Source organism: Desulfosediminicola sp., assembly GCF_048381775.1.
GTDB lineage: Bacteria > Desulfobacterota > Desulfobulbia > Desulfobulbales > Desulfocapsaceae > Desulfopila > Desulfopila ganghwensis.
The window spans coordinates 32,829-48,990 of sequence record NZ_JBLXGE010000020.1; the positions used below are offsets into that span (position 1 = coordinate 32,829).

Below are 16,162 nucleotides of genomic sequence, written 5' to 3' on the forward strand. Positions count from 1 at the left end.
TCACATCTCCTTGAGTTTTTCCACGGTGAGCACAAGCCCGTCAATCCCTGTTACCTGGACGACTTCCCCTTGCTGCAAGGCGTCGGAGCATACCACCTGCCAGGATTCTCCCAGTAACCGGATTCTGCAGTTTTCAGGACAGTCTTCGATGACTACCCCGGTCATACCGATCAGAGCCTCCTTGCCGGTTGTAATTTTTCTTTTTCTGAAAGTGAGCATTCGGCCGATAAGCAGGAAGATAAAGGTGGCGGAGAGAACGGTGGTGGTCATGATGAGGGTCCTGGAGATCCTGATAGATTCTTCATCAAAGAGGATAAGAGAGCCAATGATGAAGGCGATGATTCCGCCAATTCCGAGCGAGCCGAAGCTCGGCACAAAGGCCTCACTTATCATCAGGGTTATACCCAGCAACAGCAGGGCCAGACCGCTGTAGTTGACCGGTAATACCTGGAAGCCGTAAAGGGCGAGCAGTAACGATATCATTCCGGCCACACCCGGGAAAAAAACACCAGGGTTGGCAAGCTCGTAGATAAGGCCATACATTCCAAGCATCAGGAGTAAATACGCCACATTGGGGTTACTGATTATGGCAAGCAGCTTCTCTTTCCAGCCGGGAGCAAGGTAGACAAGCTGAAGATTGGCTGTTCGCAGGGTAACCTCTTCATTGTCCACGGTAATTCTGCGCCCGTCGATCTGTTTCAGCAGATCTTGCAGGTCGGTTGCCACTATATCCACCACTTGCAGTTCAAGCGCTTCATCTGCGCTGAGACTCACTGCCTCTCGCACAGCTTTTTCAGCCCACTCACTGTTTCTACCGTGTCTTTTCGCCAACGATCGAATATATGCCGCGGCATCATTGACCATTTTGCGTTCAAGGGCGGTTCCGGGCTGGGAATCCTTTTGGTCATTCTTCTTGTCTTCGCCCTGGTCATCCTGTCCTGTTGGTGGTTTGCCGAGTTGTATTGGCGTTGCTGCCCCGAGGTTGGTGGCCGGGGCCATTGCTGCAATATGACTGGCATAGAGAATGTACGTGCCGGCACTGGCAGCCCTCGCACCTTCCGGAAATACGTAACTTGCCACCGGGACATGAGAGTTGAGGATTGCCTGGATCATGTCCCGCATGGCCAGGTCGAGGCCGCCGGGAGTATCTATCTGCAGTACAACAAGCTCGGTGTTGCTGGTTTGAGCATATTCCAGGTTGTCGAGTACATACTGACTGCTGGCCGGGCCAATGGCACCTTGAATAGTGAGTATGATGGCCTGGCGAGGGAGGCTGGCCTTGTCGTTCGCCAGGCATGGATGTGAGTTACTGAAAAGGATAAATAGAGAAACTATGATTGCGAGCGCCCCTGCGAAGGTCGTTTTTTCAGGAGCCATATCATGAAATGAGTTTGATATTGTCATGTCGGAAAACCTCTCAGCAGGGTGCTGGTTCTCCTGTAATAATAATACATTTGTTTGATGTTGCCTGGCTAGCGTGACGAAATACATCAATTATGTGATTTTCTCAGCTCCGATTCTGCGGCCATTGATACTGCGGATTATGTAACGATTTTTGCTGAGTAGTCTCGGATTCCAGGAACACTTGAACTTGAGCTGTTGAAGGATAGAAACTGATTTTGCAGCGTTCAACGGGATATCGAACCCGAGTCCATGTGGAGAAATGTCGTGCAGGACCACGTCGAATTCCTGCCCGTTCGGTGAGATCATGATGCATTTTCCCGCTTGGGAGTCGCGACGGCCTTTTCGCCTGTTGAGGCTGCACTGGGCAACAGAACCACATTTATGACAGCGAATAGATCGTCGGCGAACATGCGACTGGACACCGAAAGAACGTCTGGCGTCACAATTCGGACAGCGAAAGAGGAGTCGGTTATTTACGACCGGATATTCGTGCGCTCTCATAAGTCTCCTATATGAAACATAGTGATCTGAAGTTTAGTATAGAACAAGAAAGGGTAATGTATCAAATGTCTCCAGCGATAGCTGCCGCGTAGGCGAGGGGAATTCCCGGCAGGAACATGCCTAATCCATTGAAAGAGCAACAAAAATGGAATTGCAAAAAGACAAGTGAGACGTTAGGTTTGCTCTTGTATGCAATAGGTTATCTAAGCATGGCATTTGAATAGATCGGATGTTTTTCAGGGGTTACAAAATTTGAAGAAGGATATGACATGATTTCTGTATTTCGGCGCATTACAACAATACCAATCAGTACTATTACTCTGTTGCTTCTCACTGTTTTATTGTCCGCGTCCTGCACTTCAAAGCGGCTTATATCATCATGGTCTGCAGAAGGTGATTACCAGGCACGGGAAGTGCTGGTAGTTGGTGTTGCTCACCATGAATCGATACGAAAGCTTATGGAAGAGACTGTGGTTGAAGATCTTTTTAAGGAAGATGTTACAGCTATTGCCAGTTACAGCATTGATGGAGTGCGAGGTAAAGTGGATTACGACGCAGTTTACGATGCGGTCAGGCTTACTGATTCAAAAACAGTGCTTGTCTTGAGAACAGTTGAAGTGGCTGAAGAAAGCGGCTCTCAGATTGCAGTGGGGAACTCTTATGACTTCATGGATAATGGAAGTTTTCAGCCTCTATTCGCGCCCCGGGCAACATACGCCAATTATTCACGTGTGCAATATACCATTGAAGCCAGTCTTTATGATGTGAACACAAAGAAGAAAGTATGGTCAGCGGAGTCAAGATTGACTGATCCGGTTTTGAGCAAAAAATATGTCAGCGAGGCTGATAAGCTCTTTATTAAGGATATGAAGAGAAACGGGATATTGTAAAATCGTTGCCAAGTGCATTGCAGAGGTGATTCCCACTCCGCAAGCACGATAGTCAGGGGTATCAACCCCTGATTTGCAGATTTTGGAGAAGAACAATTCCGTAAGCCCCTGAGCGCTATTTATTGCTCAGGGGCTTTTGTTTTATTTGATGAACGATTGTGCTGCACCTTACGCTGCAGGAAGATGCATTGTATCTTTTCTCACCACACCATTTCTTCGCGAATCTACCACTCCCAATAACTTTTCACGTTGGTTTAAGACAAAAATGGTTACGATCGACAATTATGTCGTCCGGTTGGATTGGTTTGTCTCGTTGGGAAAGGGTTGACGTCGTTTGTAGTTGTGGATGCTCATTTGAAGTTTGAGACCTGTATGGTTTGTTTAAGAACCTGAAAACATGACACTATGTGAGCTTTTATAAACATAGAGTAGTGTCTTTTTTAAGTACATGCCTGCAACCGGCACAACTGTTGCAAATTTTCGGAACTTATAGGATTAGCGTTATGTCAAATCAACATAACGTTATAAAATACGAATAAAAGCAGACCAGCAACTATGAAGACCGAAGATTCCATATTTGAGATAATGGGCTGGACAGCCAATAACACCACTGTCCTGCTACTTGAGGCGTTGGATGAAACCGGGTCTATCAACAAGGCTGCACAGCAGGTGGGTCTACAGTATAAATCCGCCTGGCAAAAGCTTGATCGGATGAACAACATCCTGCCGTTTCAATTATATACTAAGAAAACGGGAGGGAGTGGGGGCGGAGGTTCCTCCTTGACTGAAGAAGGCAAGGGGCTCCTCAAGCGACTACGCCTGTTGAAAAACGAGTATTCTCAATTTACCCAGTTTTATTCTGACAATCCAAACGAGGCACTATCTACCCTGAAAACCCTGCGCAGGATGGAAATGACACTCAGTGCCAGAAATGTCTGGCTTGGTGAGGTTATTGAAATTAATCAGGGCGCAGTGAACAGTGTCGTTGATATACGTTTGAAAGGGGGAGATCGTGTCAGCACGGTTATCACCGAAAGGTCCGTGAATCGTCTTGGGCTGGGGCCTCTGAGAGAAGTTCTGGTCATCGTTAAGGCTCCTAATGTGCTTCTTGGCTGTGATATCGATAGGAAGTCAATCTCAGCCAGGAATATCCTTACCGGGAAAATTACCTCGATTATTGCCGGAGCGATTAATGAGGAAATTACCATCGACCTGTCGGGGGGCAGCACTGTTACTTCGATTATCACCTCAGCAAGTGTAACGCGACTTGGCCTGGCAGTCGGTAAGACATGTTCGGCAATTATAAAGGCATCTGATGTTATTGTAGCAACAACATGATTTTTCTTGTCTAAGAATAGTCTTGAAATTTAAACCGTGAGGAGAATTACGTGTGAAGAAAAAGATTTCCCTGCTCATTTTTCTGGCTGTCTTTCTTTCTTTTACAACCTGCCAGGCGAAAACACTCTATCTCTCTGTAGCTGCAAGCATGACCGATGCGATCAAAGAGGTAATGACTGCATTCTCCGAAATTCATCCTGAAGTTGAAATGATGCCCAATTTCGCGTCTTCCGGGAGTCTGGCAAAACAGATATCCCAGGGAGCCCCGGCAGATATCTATATATCAGCAAATCCCAAATGGATGGACTATCTGGTGGAGAATCAGCTTATAGCCCCAGGCTTCGATAAAATTTTTGCTTATAACAAGCTGGTTTTTATCAGTGGTACCAAGCTGCAGAATGGATCAATGGAAGATTTACTCTCCATGGAAAGAATCGCGATTGGTGATCCCAAGAGTGTTCCGGCGGGGCGTTATGCCGAGGAAGCAATGCAGAGCGCAGGTATATACAACCAGTTACGAGATGACAGAAAATTAATTTTGGCTAAAGATGTACGACAGGCTCTCTTATATGCTGATCGTGGTGAGGTGGATGGCGCTTTCGTGTATAAAACAGACGCCTTGTTGACCCGAAATGCAAAAATTGCCTTTCACGTTCCAGATGATTTGTATAGCCGGGTAGCGTATCCGGTTGGAGTGACAGTGGCAGGCGAGGGAAAAGAGTTGGCGAAAGAGTTCTACAAATTCATCATAGGGGATGATGCGGTTGCAATTCTCACTAAGTATGGATTTGAGTCGGGCAGGTAAAATCAATGTTTATAAAGAAACAACAAACCAGGAAATATGATTGCTCTTACTCCGGATGACCTTCAGGCTATAAAGCTGTCGTTAAAAGTGGCCTTGAGCGCTACAGTTATCACGCTTCCCGTTGGCTTCGCAGTCGCCTATCTGCTGGCGATGACCAATATCAGGGGTAAAACGATTCTGGAAGGGATAATAAACCTGCCCCTGGTGTTGCCTCCGGTGGTGACAGGCTATCTCCTGCTGCTGCTCTTTGGCAAGAATAGTTGGATCGGTCAATTTTTGGCCCATTTCGATATTCGTATCATCTTCACCTTGAAGGCCGCGGTAATTGCTTCGTCGGTAGTGGGTTTTCCCCTACTGGTACGCTCGATACGAATAGGCCTTGAGGCTATCGATAAGCAATATATCCAGGCATCGAGAACGCTTGGGGCCAAATGGTGGGATACCTTGTTCACTATCACTATCCCCCTTTGTGGCCGGGCAATTCTTGCCGGCACCACGTTAATGTTTGCCAGGAGTCTAGGTGAGTTTGGTGCAACTATTGTACTTGCCGGCAACATGCCGGGAGTGACCCAGACAATCCCCCTGGCAATCTATCAATACACCAGTGTTCCCGGTGGTGACAGCATGGCGCTCTCACTCTGCCTGGTCTCTATTCTACTCTCCTTCATGGTGCTGTTGTTTGGTGAAGCAGTGAATCGAAAGCTTTCTGTGAGGTAGTAATGTTGCTTGAAGTGCATGTAGAGAAAAAATTTGCCGACTTTGCCTGTCGCTTTGATTTCTCAGTGTCATCAAAGAAATGCGGTGTGTTCGGGCCGTCAGGGAACGGCAAATCGACATTGATGCACATGATATCAGGCCTGTTGGAGCCTGATAAAGGGCTCATCAAGCTTAATGGAACCGTACTCTATGATAAGGAGAAGGGTATAAATCTTCCTCCGGAGGCGCGCAGGGTAGGTGTGGTTTTTCAACATGCTCTTCTTTTTCCCCATATGAGTGTGAAGAAAAATCTTCACTATGGGCTAAAAAGAGTAACTGCAGCTGAGCACAGCATTAATCCTGACCAGCTCATACGCGTTTTACAGCTGGGGGGCCTGCTTGATCGGAGGGTCTCAAAATTATCCGGAGGGGAGCGTCAGCGGGTGGCGCTTGGTCGCACAATCCTGGCCTGCCCACACCTGATTCTCCTGGATGAACCGTTGACCGGCCTTGATCACCGGCTGAAATACCAGATAATTCCGGATCTCAAGAGGGTTTTTGCCGAATTTTCCATTCCTTTACTTTTCATCAGCCATAGTTTGCAGGAAATGCGGATGATGACGGATGAAGTGCTGGTCTTGGAGGACGGTAAGGTGAGTAACCATATTGCCACAGAAGATCTTGCCAGAACGCGGCTGGGCAGCGGAGGCAGAGGGTATACCAATCTGGTGGATCTGGAGAGGCCGGAGGATACCGGCAGGCTGCTGCGCTACTGGATGGGAAACATACCCCTGATGCTTTTGAAAACTGAAGATGCTGCGCCGGGACAATTTGCCCTGAACAGTCGGGATATTCTGCTCTTCAAGAAACACCCCGAAGCTACCAGCGCCCGTAATATGCTTTCCTGCGTGGTGCGTAAGACATATCAGACCGACTGGCTTTCAGGAGTTGAGCTGGATTGCCAGGGACACACCCTGATAGCGGAAATCGTGCCGCAGTCTCTGGAAGAGCTCGATATCAGGCCGGGCAGTAAAGTGGTAGCAGTTTTCAAGGCCTCGGCTTTTGAAAGGCTTTGGTGATTATCTCGAAGTTATGAAGACTGGATTGTTATATTAAACTCTTTGTCGAAATACAAGAGGTGATCCTTCAAGTCTGTGAGGTCGTTGTGCTCAAAAGCGGGGCCGATTGATAACGAACTGACATATTTCTTTGAGGAGAGGCGCGTTGGGGGAGAGACCGCTGATCAATTTAATGAGACACTTGCCTTGGAAGGGTGGCTCCTACTGGGGCGATATCCTTATGAAATCGTGGACTGCTCATCGAAACATAAGGCATTAACACGAGCCCCGATCGGCAAAGCTGATCGGGGCTCGTGTTTGTGAACGCAAATCACTTATTGCTTAACTGTTTTCTCTTTAATATGAGGCTCGTTAGGACAGGAAGTGGCCTGGCGAATCTCTGACTGAGGCAGGTCACTCTGGTCATAACAGTAGATACCGCAATTGAGACATCTTTGGGATTCCGTCAGACACTGTTGCTCGCTGATCGTGCCTTCGACCTCTCTGAAGTTGCCCATACGCTCTTCAAGTGAGATCATTGGTTTAACAGCTCTACTATTGAGTGGAGCTACGTTGATGAGCGAGTCGACCATTGCCTGAGGCACCATCTCGCGTTGCCTGTCCTCGATGGGCGGAATCTCCCCGGTAGTTACATAGTAATGAATCGAGCGGGCAGCGTATCTGCCGCCGGCCACCGCTTCGACCAGGAGGCGAGGGCCGGTGAAACAGTCGCCGCCTGTAAAGACACCTTCAATGTTGGTCTCAAGTGTTTCCTCTTTACCGTCGATGGTACCGTAACGGGTTCGCTCCAAGCCGTCTGCTTCGACAATCTCATCCAGTTCTGCTGCCTGGCCGACAGCTTGAATGACTACGTCACAGGGGATAATTTCATTTGAGCCTTCAACGGGGATACAGTCAGGCAAGCTACCCGGGTTTTGTTTCAGGGTAACTTCCTGCACTTCCATGCCGGTCAGTTTGCCATCTTCACCGACAAAGCGAACCGGGGAAAGCAGGCAGCGCATGATAACACCTTCGTTTTCCGCGTCCGTTATTTCGTGGGCATTGGCCTCCATCAGGTCACGGGAGAAACGGAAGGTAAGGATCACCTCTTCTGCCCCGGCCCTGAGGGCGGAACGGGCGCAATCCATGGCGACGTTACCGGCACCGATGATAACGAACCTTTTGCCTTTGATGATCTCCTCGTCTGTGTGGAAACGTCTCAGGTAATCGATACCGCTATAGATACCTTTTAATTCCTTACCTTCGAACGGCAACAGACGGCCTTGCCAAAGACCGATGGCAAGGAAGATAGCATCAAACCCCTGGGCCTTGAGTGCGTGAATGTTGAAATCCCGTCCAAGCTTGACACCGGTGTGTGCCTCAACGCCGAGTTCGAGAACCCCGTCGATATCCCATTCATACTGTTCCTCGGACAGGCGGTAATCCGGAATGCCGTAAAGAGGCATGCCGCCAAGTTTAGGCATCTGTTCAAAGATTTCAACATGATGACCAAGGCGTCTGAGATAGTATGCAGCCGTCAGACCTGATGGACCTGCACCAACTACTGCAACCTTTTTACCGGTATCGGGTGCAATTGAGACCTGCATACGCTCGCCGCTGTTGCGTTCCCAGTCGGCAACAAAGCGTTTGACTGCATTAATTGCCAGTGGGTCGTCCTGTGTTTGGCGACGACATTCGGTGGCGCACAGTTCAGGACAGACTCGACCGGTTGCAACAGGTAACGGGTTGTTGTCTTTTACGGTCGCCAATGCGGCGCCGTATTCTCCGTTACGTGCATGGGCCAGATATTTCGGAATGTTGATCTGTGCCGGACATCTCTGGCGGCATGGTGAAAGGCATTGGGTATACTGGTTCCAGTGCAGAATCCTGGTTTTTTCGCCAACCAGCTTGATAATTCCTTTCGGGCAGGCGGCAACACAACTGCCACAGCCCACGCAACGGTCGGGATGAAATTGTGGCAGTCCCGATTCAGGGTCCATAGTGATCGCGCCGAACTTACAGGCCTTACGGCAGGAACCCAGGCCAAGACAGCCATTTTCACAGCGTATGTAACCATGATAAAGCTGGAGGGCGGCGCGGCAGTCCTCCATGCCGGAGTAGTTATATTTACGGGCGGCTCTGTAGCCGCCTTCACAGGTAGCACAGGCGAGAGAAGGTTCTGAACCTGCTACGTCGTAACCAAGATACGCGCCAATGGCTTCAGCGGTTTCAGTGCCGCCAACCACACAGGCATTTACTTCTAATTCTCCCTTAACCATTGCCTCCGCTGAGGCGCTGCAGCCAGCCTGTCCACATCCACCACAGTTGGCGCCTGGCAGAAGGTTGGTCACAGCTTCGATTCGGGGATCTTCCTCCACATGAAAAATTCGGGCTGCTATGCCAAGAATGACAGCGGCCACAAAAGCAATTCCGACTAATAGGAGTACCGGGGTAGTCACAATAATTCTCCTTAATTCCCTGTTAGGTTATAACCGGGCAACTTAGGCCATTCCTTGAAAGCCCATAAAAGCCAAAGCCATGATTCCCGCTGTTACCAGCGCGATAGCTGTGCCTTGTAATGAATGCGGCACAGCAGAGATTTGCAGCCGTACACGAATGCCGGCAAACAAGATCAGGGCCAGGCCATAACCAAGGGCGCTGGTCGTTGAAAAGACCAGCATATTTACAAACCCCATTTCATTTTTGGCGATGAGCAGAGCCACACCCATGACAGCACAGTTCGTGGTGATCAGGGGCAGGTAGACTCCCAACGCATTGTAGAGTGTTCGACTCTTTTTCTTTAAGATGATTTCCACCAGCTGAACCAGTGAGGCGATGATCAGGATGAAGCTCAGCGTCTTCAGGAATTCCAGATCATACGGCTGGAGAACATAGGTGAAAACCGACCAGGTGAAAATGGAGGCAAGCAGTGTCACGAAGACGATTGCCGCCGCCATACCCATGGCCGTTTCAAGTTTTTTGGAAACACCAAGAAACGGGCAGTTTCCAAGATATTGGGCCAACAGAATGTTGTTGACGAAGGTTGCTGAAATAGCAAGATAAATAAGATCCATAGCTGTTATCCCCCTTATCCCTGTATAAACTTCTCGCCGCGCCAGCGGGAGAAGAGGTTCTGGAGAGCGAGCAGGGACCCGATGGTTACAAAGGCACCTGGCGCTGATACAAGAAAAGTCATTGGCTCGAAAGCTTCACCAAAGACTGGCAATCCAAACCAGGTTCCGGCTCCGAAGATCTCGCGGACAGAACCGATAAGGGTCAGTGACAGGGCATATCCTGCGCCGACACTTAAGCCGTCGACCATCGAGTTGAACGGAGGATTTTTGGATGCGAACCCTTCCGCCCGACCGAGAACGATGCAGTTAACGACGATCAGGGGAATGTAGATGCCGAGCTGTTCGGAAAGAGGGAAAAAATACGCTTTCATAATGATCTCAACGATTGAGACCAGTGTTGCAATAATGACGATGTATGAAGCGATACGCACCTTGCTGGGGATGATATTGCGTAACGCGGAAATAGCACCATTGGAGAGGATCAGTACAAAGGCGGTTGCGAGGCCCATACCGAATCCGTTCTCTGCGGACATGGTAACCGCCAGTGATGGACATAATCCAAGCACCAGGCGAAAGGGTGGTATTCTCTTCCAAAGTCCGGCAGTAAGTGTTTGTTGAAGTTTCTCAGCCATAGCTACGCATCCTTTTGAAGCTTGGAGATCGCTTGAATGATCTCATCTCTGTAGTCACGTACATAGTTTATTACTTCGTTGGTACCTCTCACCGCAGCGCCTGATGTAAATGAAGCGCCGCTGATGGCATCGATCTGGCCACCGTCAGCTGTGAGTGCTATGGGGCTGTCCGTCGGTAAGTCTTGCCATTGTTTCCTGAAAGTAATTTCTTCGATTCTGGCTCCAAGGCCTGGGGTCTCGCTGTGGCTGACCACCTCCATGCCTGTCATGCGTTCGGCGGCGAGGTCAATACCGATCATCAGTTTGAGGTCCCCGCCGTAACCGCCTTTGCCAATGGCCTCAACGGCAATTGTGGAAACCTTTTGATCCTTTATGGTGAAAAATACTGGGATCTCTTGCTCGTTCAACTCCATGACCACTTTATTACCCAGTACTTCCTTGGCAGGTTTGTTAAAGAGTCGCTCAAGTGCGGGACCCCTCACATAGAGATCGGTCTGTTCCTCTATTTTGGGTGCGAGCTTGACGTTGGCTGCGGTGAGGGCGGCAGAGCAGAACCCGGCAATCAGGGAGAGCACCACCACCATGCGTACTATCTCAGACATTTTTAGCCCCCTTGACTTTCGGTTTGATCATATCGAGCAGCGGTGCGCAGAGATTGGCCAGCAGCACGGCGAAGACGATACCGTCAACATGTTTGGAGTACCCCCGGATGAGAATAAGCAACACACCGGCAAGAACACCGTAAAGAAAAAGAGGCAGCTTGTTTACGGGTGAGGTGGTGTGGTCTGTAAGGAGGAAAAATCCCATGAATAGAGTTCCTCCGCTCAACAGGTAAAATGCTGGGCTTGCGAAGAGTTCGGGATTGGTCCTATGCAGCAGGGCCGCAGTAGTTAGCAAACCTACCAGAAAACCTGCTGGTAATTGCCATTGGATTTCTCGCAGTGCAAGCAGAAATATTCCGCCTATGAGAATAAACAGCACCATCCCCTCTGCTGTGCCTGCTATCTGCCGGCCAACCAGAAGATCGAGTGAACTGTAATAAGACTCTGCCCCGGCCCCCATGGACTTTAACAGTCTCAAAGGTTCGACCATGGTGACTGACCAGTCGAGATCTTTGAGGGCGGCGGTGTGATCCATCCGGGCTGGCCAGGAAAGGTGCAGAACAGCCAACGCAAGAACTGCGGGCTGAGCAGGGTAGGCTCCTACTCCGCCAAAGAATTTTTTGCCTATCCCGATCATGACCAGACAACCGATGAGAACCAGCCACCATGACGCGTTGAGGGGCATCATGAACGCAAGGAGCAGTCCCAGACTGACGCTGCTCCAGTTGGAGGTAAGATCCCGGGAAGGAGCGAGCTTTTCTGATATCAGATCGATGAGAACCGAGAAAAGAACGCATAGGCCGAAGATGCGCACGGCAGCAGGGCCAAAATAATATACACTGGCGAGCATGGCGGGTACCAGGGCAACAACCCAGCGCTGGTAGATTTCCGCCAGTCCGCTGCCAAGCCGATAGTGGGGGCCCACGGCAACATCAAGCATGTGTGTCTCTGGAGGAGACTGCTGTTGGAACGATTGTATTTCTTTCATTGGTTGTCTCCCGTAATCCAGTTGTAACGCTCACCATGAACCATTTCGTGATTGCAGAAATGGAGGAGCTGAACGATTGGTCTCTCTGCAGGACATACGCTGGCGCAGAGCCCACACTCGTGGCAAGCTTCCGGGTGATAGTTCTTTGCTTCCTGGATTTGCCCGAACTCTATCATTCTGTTCACCAGATGTACCTGGATGTTTTCTGGACAGGCCCGGGCGCATCTACCACAGTTGATACAAGGGGCGATGCTATCGAAAGGTGAGACATCCTCGGTAATGAGATAGATACCGTTGTTATAGGTGAGCGGTGTCGAGTCAGTATACTGGGCAAATCCCATCATTGGGCCGCCAACCACGTGCCGGGAATAATCTGAAGGATTCAAGCCCTGGCTGGTAAGTATATGGGCGATGGAACTGCCCAATGGAAAACGAACTGTAATAGCCTGCTCGATATCGGGGCCGCTGATGGTGACACATTTCTGGGTGAGTGATGACTTTCCATTAAGAGCGTCAACCATGGCCAGTAAAAACTCGACATCAAGTACGGCTATTCCGTGGTACCTGTAGCTTTCACGGTTCGGTATTCTCTGACCCACAATTTTGGAGATGATATCACGCTCGATGCGCCCTGAATAATGTTGAGGAATGAATTCAAGTTCGGCAATGTCCGCAAATTTCTGCCAGGCCCAGGAGCGAAACTGCTGGGGTACTGTCATACATACACGGGCACCGGGGAGCAGTGCACCTATCCGTTGAAGTCCTTCAGCCACTTTGTCAGCATGCTGCTCGAGAAGAATTTGCGAGGTGACAATGGTTGGCTCTTGGCGGACACCGGTAACAATGAAGGCCTTGATTGGCGGCAAGGCGGGAATGACCTCATCGTCATCACTGTATTCGCGCCCGGACATGGACCAAGGCGGAGCGACGCCGGCGGTACGAAGACGTTTCAGCGCGATTTCATAATTATCTGTTGAAGATGCGGCCTCGGTACTTGCAAAAAGTTCTTCGGGATCTATAGGGTCTCCTCCATTACCATCAATGATAATGGCTGGAGAATGGTAGCTCTGAGCTGTCCATACACTGGTAATGTCTTTAACTGTACCGCTGATAGAGGCACAGAGACAGTTCCCGATAGGGGACTTTGCGATAACCTGTCCTTTGCGTACTACATCATCTATTGCAACTGTGGGTTGATATCGAACCCTGCCAGGATACTCGATGGGGATGACTACCCGATCGGGATCAGGAACCTGGCGAATCTCAGGATCATAGTTTGTCAAAGCCTTAAGCATTGGCTTTTTCTTGAATAATTTCAGCAGTCCCTGCATTATAAATTCCTCATCGTAAGTGGCATGCACCGCATGACACTTCTCCACTATCGGTGGCGAATCTGTCTGGAGCGGTCTCAAGATGGCAGTTAGAACAATTTAAATGAAATACCTCAGAGATTGTACCTGGAGAATGACATCCCAGACAGGTATGGTCTTCTATTTCAAGATACTCATCGTGCTCCATGATTTCCGGCGAATAATCATCATCGTGACATTCTGTACAGCTGATTGAATCCGGTTCACTCTGCTGAGTGCCGGGATGGCACTCTCTGCAGGAAATTGCTTCGACGTTGTCACTGTTTTGTTCGTGACAGGTAGAGCAGTCGCGACTGTGGATTTCCTTGAGTCGATCATGGCTGACATCATCGGCGGAAAACCCTTCATCATGACATTCGATGCATGCAGTGACAGGCTCGGCGCTATAAAGTTCATGATGACAAACAGCACATGACTCTGCGTTACTGCTGTGTTTGCTGTGATCAAACAAAACTGCGCCTGCGCTGCTTTGCAAATAGAGTCTATTTGTTTCAGCAGGTTCGTTAGGGACAAAACCGCTCAAAACGGCCCCGGCCCCGGCAATAATTGTCACGACCGTTAGTGATCGTATCCAGTTCCTACGCTTCCTGTGGCTACCACTCATGACTATCCCTTAAAATAAGTCGTTCGTTGTCTTCCTCGCTCATCGTGTACCAGCGGCACGTCCGGCGGACACAGAGCAAGAGTTTCAATTTTATCGAATTGGAAACCGAGACATTGAATTTAACGAGCTTGCACCCGTCCTCTTTGCAGAGTTGGTCCGGTTCAATAAGTGACGTGTTACAGTGGGGGCAGAGAACATCAGTCAGTTCTTCATCGTCCTCGACATGAATATTACTTTCTCGATCAAGAACGTTGAGGGAGGGAGTAACCTTGCTGATACCGGTTTCTCCACGGCTGTTAACAATTTGGAAGACGGCCTTGCCCTCTTCGTTGAGAGCTTTGTCGCAATGAGGGCACCAGCAGTTTAAATAGGTATCCTTTTTGATATGAGAGCGTTCCATTAAAGGACTCTTTGCTTCAACATCGTCTTTCCTGGGCGCAGATAATCCTACAGCTTTCTCTTTCATCTCTTACTCCGTTAGAGTGGGGGGATCGAATGATGCTCTTGAAGGACGTACTATAGCTTAAAGGATAACGGGACACATAGACAAAGGTATATGAAAATCCTGTTAGCCACTGTGCTTCATTAAAAAAACAGCAATTATAATTTAAGGGTCAGATCCCCTTGAACCGGAACGATTCGATCTTAGCGAAACCTCAAAAGACTGGCAACCTTTTTAGAGATCTTGCTACGAGCGATTTCCACTTACAATCAGTACTATGTTAAGGCTTCATAAGGTGAATTGATACCGTTTACCGAATAGATAACGATTGTAAAGGTGTCACATAAGTTAGACAAGCCGGAATCAACAACACGATATTGTGGATAAATGTTTATCTTTGAGGGGCGATGTAAACGGTTAGGTTGTGAGGGTGGCGTGATGGAAGGTGGAAGACAATTATCTGCCGTGGTTACGAATTTTAACAATCAAAAAAATATAAAAAAATTTTTTAAGGTGTAGGAAGTAGACAAAATAGGTGTCATTGCGGTTGGGCGTAATGTGCATTTTATTCATCTGACACATCAATTTGATAGAAGAATTGTTAATTATCAGGATATTTTGCAGGGTGTTTTTGGTGAAAAGGAATTGTTCAGGGAATGATGGCCTCTTTTGCTTAAATGATGAAGTCCTTTGAGCAGAGGGGGATGGTTGGCTAATTTACAAGCATTAAATGGCCCCAAAAAACAATAGATTACATCCATAATTGCCTGAAACTGATCGAAATTGCTGAGTTCAAAATTATAATACATGGAGAAACGGCAGGTGAGAGGGGGCGTTGGAGGTTGGAGGTTGGACGTGGGAAGTGGGACGTTGGATGAGTTGGGTATGGGAAAGAAAAAAGCCCCGATCAGAAAAGATATGGTAGAGGCTTTTGTATAAAGAATCGGCGGCGACCTGAGAAGTGGTCCCTGCTCATTGGACAGGATCGGGGCATGATTATGGTGGCCTTCGTGGCATCGGGATATAGGTAATGTCTGTACACCAGACCTGTCGATTTTCAGCCCTCTCAATAGTTATGGTTGTTTCTTGTGAGCCGTGTGGGCTGTGCTGGTTCGTGGTTTTTGATATATAGCTACCAGTCCAATTTTACGCATAAGCCGCTTCACGCTGCGTCGTCCAAGGGAGTGCCTGGGATTTCGCAGGTGGCGTCTCATTTGCCGTGTGCCATAAAAAGGTGTCTCGAGAAACTGGGCGTCTACCGGCAGGATCAGCTCACGATTTTCTACACTTTCGCCCTTGGGTTTGTAGTAAAATGTGGACCGTTTGAGACGGAGCAATTCGCATTGGCGACAAATGGTTAGCTGGCCCTATCTTTTACACCTGGTAATCATGTTTGCATGAACGCCTATTCCATGGAAATTTCAATAAGCGCTGATTCTCCAGTTAATGTTTGAAGGGCAAGCTTTGCTTTGAATTCTGCAGAAAAATTTCTTCGCTGTCTCATGAGCGAAGCCCTCTCGAATGTTTTGACTCGACCTTAACGATCTATCCAATTTTCCGCACCTATTTCTGAGTGTGCCATATCGACTCGACCGAAGGGGTGAACTTTTCAGGAAACTTCCGTGTTCGTGATGGGAATGGGTGGAGCCTCTTCGCTATGACTGTAGAAAAACATTTTGGTCGTGAACAGATAGGGGGAGGGGAGAAGTGAGAAGTGTTTAAGAACGCTTTACGTTTTACCTCTGGCTTCTGACTTCT

At 48.7% G+C, this 16,162-nt stretch carries 16 protein-coding genes; 5 read left to right on the plus strand and 11 right to left on the minus strand.

Annotated elements, in window-relative coordinates; translation table 11 throughout:
• Entirely contained in the window at positions 1–1,404 is a 1,404-nt protein-coding gene (locus tag ACN5NT_RS22750; protein WP_217907605.1) for an NfeD family protein, read from the minus strand.
• A gap of 90 nt (positions 1,405–1,494) precedes the next feature.
• A complete protein-coding gene (locus tag ACN5NT_RS22755) occupies positions 1,495–1,905 on the minus strand; it encodes a hypothetical protein (protein WP_136799102.1) in 411 nt (136 codons plus the stop codon).
• A gap of 269 nt (positions 1,906–2,174) precedes the next feature.
• Here ACN5NT_RS22755 and ACN5NT_RS22760 point away from each other — a divergent pair, with 269 nt between their 5' ends.
• The 5 genes from ACN5NT_RS22760 to modC all read left to right on the plus strand — a co-directional run bounded on the left by ACN5NT_RS22760 (position 2,175) and on the right by modC (position 6,713).
• The gene (locus tag ACN5NT_RS22760) at positions 2,175–2,795 is read left to right on the plus strand and encodes a hypothetical protein (RefSeq protein WP_136799101.1); all 621 of its coding nucleotides are present in this window, start codon (positions 2,175–2,177) and stop codon (positions 2,793–2,795) included.
• A 555-nt stretch (positions 2,796–3,350) separates the two neighbouring features.
• On the plus strand, positions 3,351–4,133 hold the full coding sequence (locus ACN5NT_RS22765; protein ID WP_419176983.1) for a TOBE domain-containing protein: 783 nt from the start codon (positions 3,351–3,353) through the stop codon (positions 4,131–4,133).
• Between the two features lie 52 nt (positions 4,134–4,185).
• A complete protein-coding gene (modA, locus tag ACN5NT_RS22770; protein WP_136799099.1) occupies positions 4,186–4,938 on the plus strand; it encodes a molybdate ABC transporter substrate-binding protein in 753 nt (250 codons plus the stop codon).
• Between the two features lie 39 nt (positions 4,939–4,977).
• On the plus strand, positions 4,978–5,655 hold the full coding sequence (gene modB / locus ACN5NT_RS22775; RefSeq protein ID WP_136799128.1) for a molybdate ABC transporter permease subunit: 678 nt from the start codon (positions 4,978–4,980) through the stop codon (positions 5,653–5,655).
• Positions 5,656–5,657: 2 nt separating this feature from the next.
• Complete coding sequence (modC, locus tag ACN5NT_RS22780; protein ID WP_419176984.1) at positions 5,658–6,713, plus strand: molybdenum ABC transporter ATP-binding protein; 1,056 nt, start codon at positions 5,658–5,660, stop codon at positions 6,711–6,713.
• A gap of 314 nt (positions 6,714–7,027) precedes the next feature.
• Here modC and ACN5NT_RS22785 read toward each other — a convergent pair whose 3' ends face one another.
• From ACN5NT_RS22785 to ACN5NT_RS22825, 9 genes are all read right to left on the minus strand, one after another.
• Entirely contained in the window at positions 7,028–9,151 is a 2,124-nt protein-coding gene (locus ACN5NT_RS22785; protein WP_419176985.1) for an FAD-dependent oxidoreductase, read from the minus strand.
• A gap of 42 nt (positions 9,152–9,193) precedes the next feature.
• Positions 9,194–9,766, minus strand: a complete 573-nt coding sequence (locus tag ACN5NT_RS22790; RefSeq protein ID WP_136799076.1) for an electron transport complex protein RnfA — start codon at positions 9,764–9,766, stop codon at positions 9,194–9,196.
• Positions 9,767–9,780: 14 nt separating this feature from the next.
• Complete coding sequence (rsxE, locus tag ACN5NT_RS22795) at positions 9,781–10,398, minus strand: electron transport complex subunit RsxE (RefSeq protein WP_136799075.1); 618 nt, start codon at positions 10,396–10,398, stop codon at positions 9,781–9,783.
• Positions 10,399–10,400: 2 nt separating this feature from the next.
• Positions 10,401–11,000, minus strand: a complete 600-nt coding sequence (locus tag ACN5NT_RS22800; RefSeq protein WP_136799074.1) for an FMN-binding protein — start codon at positions 10,998–11,000, stop codon at positions 10,401–10,403.
• Positions 10,993–11,988, minus strand: coding sequence for an RnfABCDGE type electron transport complex subunit D (locus ACN5NT_RS22805; RefSeq protein WP_419176986.1), 996 nt, complete (start codon positions 11,986–11,988; stop codon positions 10,993–10,995). Before ACN5NT_RS22805 ends, ACN5NT_RS22800 begins: the two co-directional genes overlap by 8 nt.
• Positions 11,985–13,283: a 4Fe-4S dicluster domain-containing protein gene (locus ACN5NT_RS22810; protein ID WP_419176987.1), complete on the minus strand. Its 1,299-nt coding sequence runs from the start codon at positions 13,281–13,283 to the stop codon at positions 11,985–11,987. The genes ACN5NT_RS22805 and ACN5NT_RS22810 overlap by 4 nt, the downstream gene beginning before the upstream one ends.
• Before the next feature lie 46 nt (positions 13,284–13,329).
• Positions 13,330–13,962 carry a cytochrome c3 family protein gene (locus tag ACN5NT_RS22815; protein ID WP_419176988.1) on the minus strand — a complete coding sequence of 211 codons (633 nt, stop codon included), beginning with the start codon at positions 13,960–13,962 and terminating at the stop codon, positions 13,330–13,332.
• Complete coding sequence (locus ACN5NT_RS22820; RefSeq protein WP_419176989.1) at positions 13,952–14,428, minus strand: hypothetical protein; 477 nt, start codon at positions 14,426–14,428, stop codon at positions 13,952–13,954. The genes ACN5NT_RS22815 and ACN5NT_RS22820 overlap by 11 nt, the downstream gene beginning before the upstream one ends.
• Before the next feature lie 1,049 nt (positions 14,429–15,477).
• The gene (locus tag ACN5NT_RS22825) at positions 15,478–15,741 is read right to left on the minus strand and encodes an IS3 family transposase (protein WP_419176990.1); all 264 of its coding nucleotides are present in this window, start codon (positions 15,739–15,741) and stop codon (positions 15,478–15,480) included.
• Between the last annotated feature and the right edge of the window lie 421 nt (positions 15,742–16,162).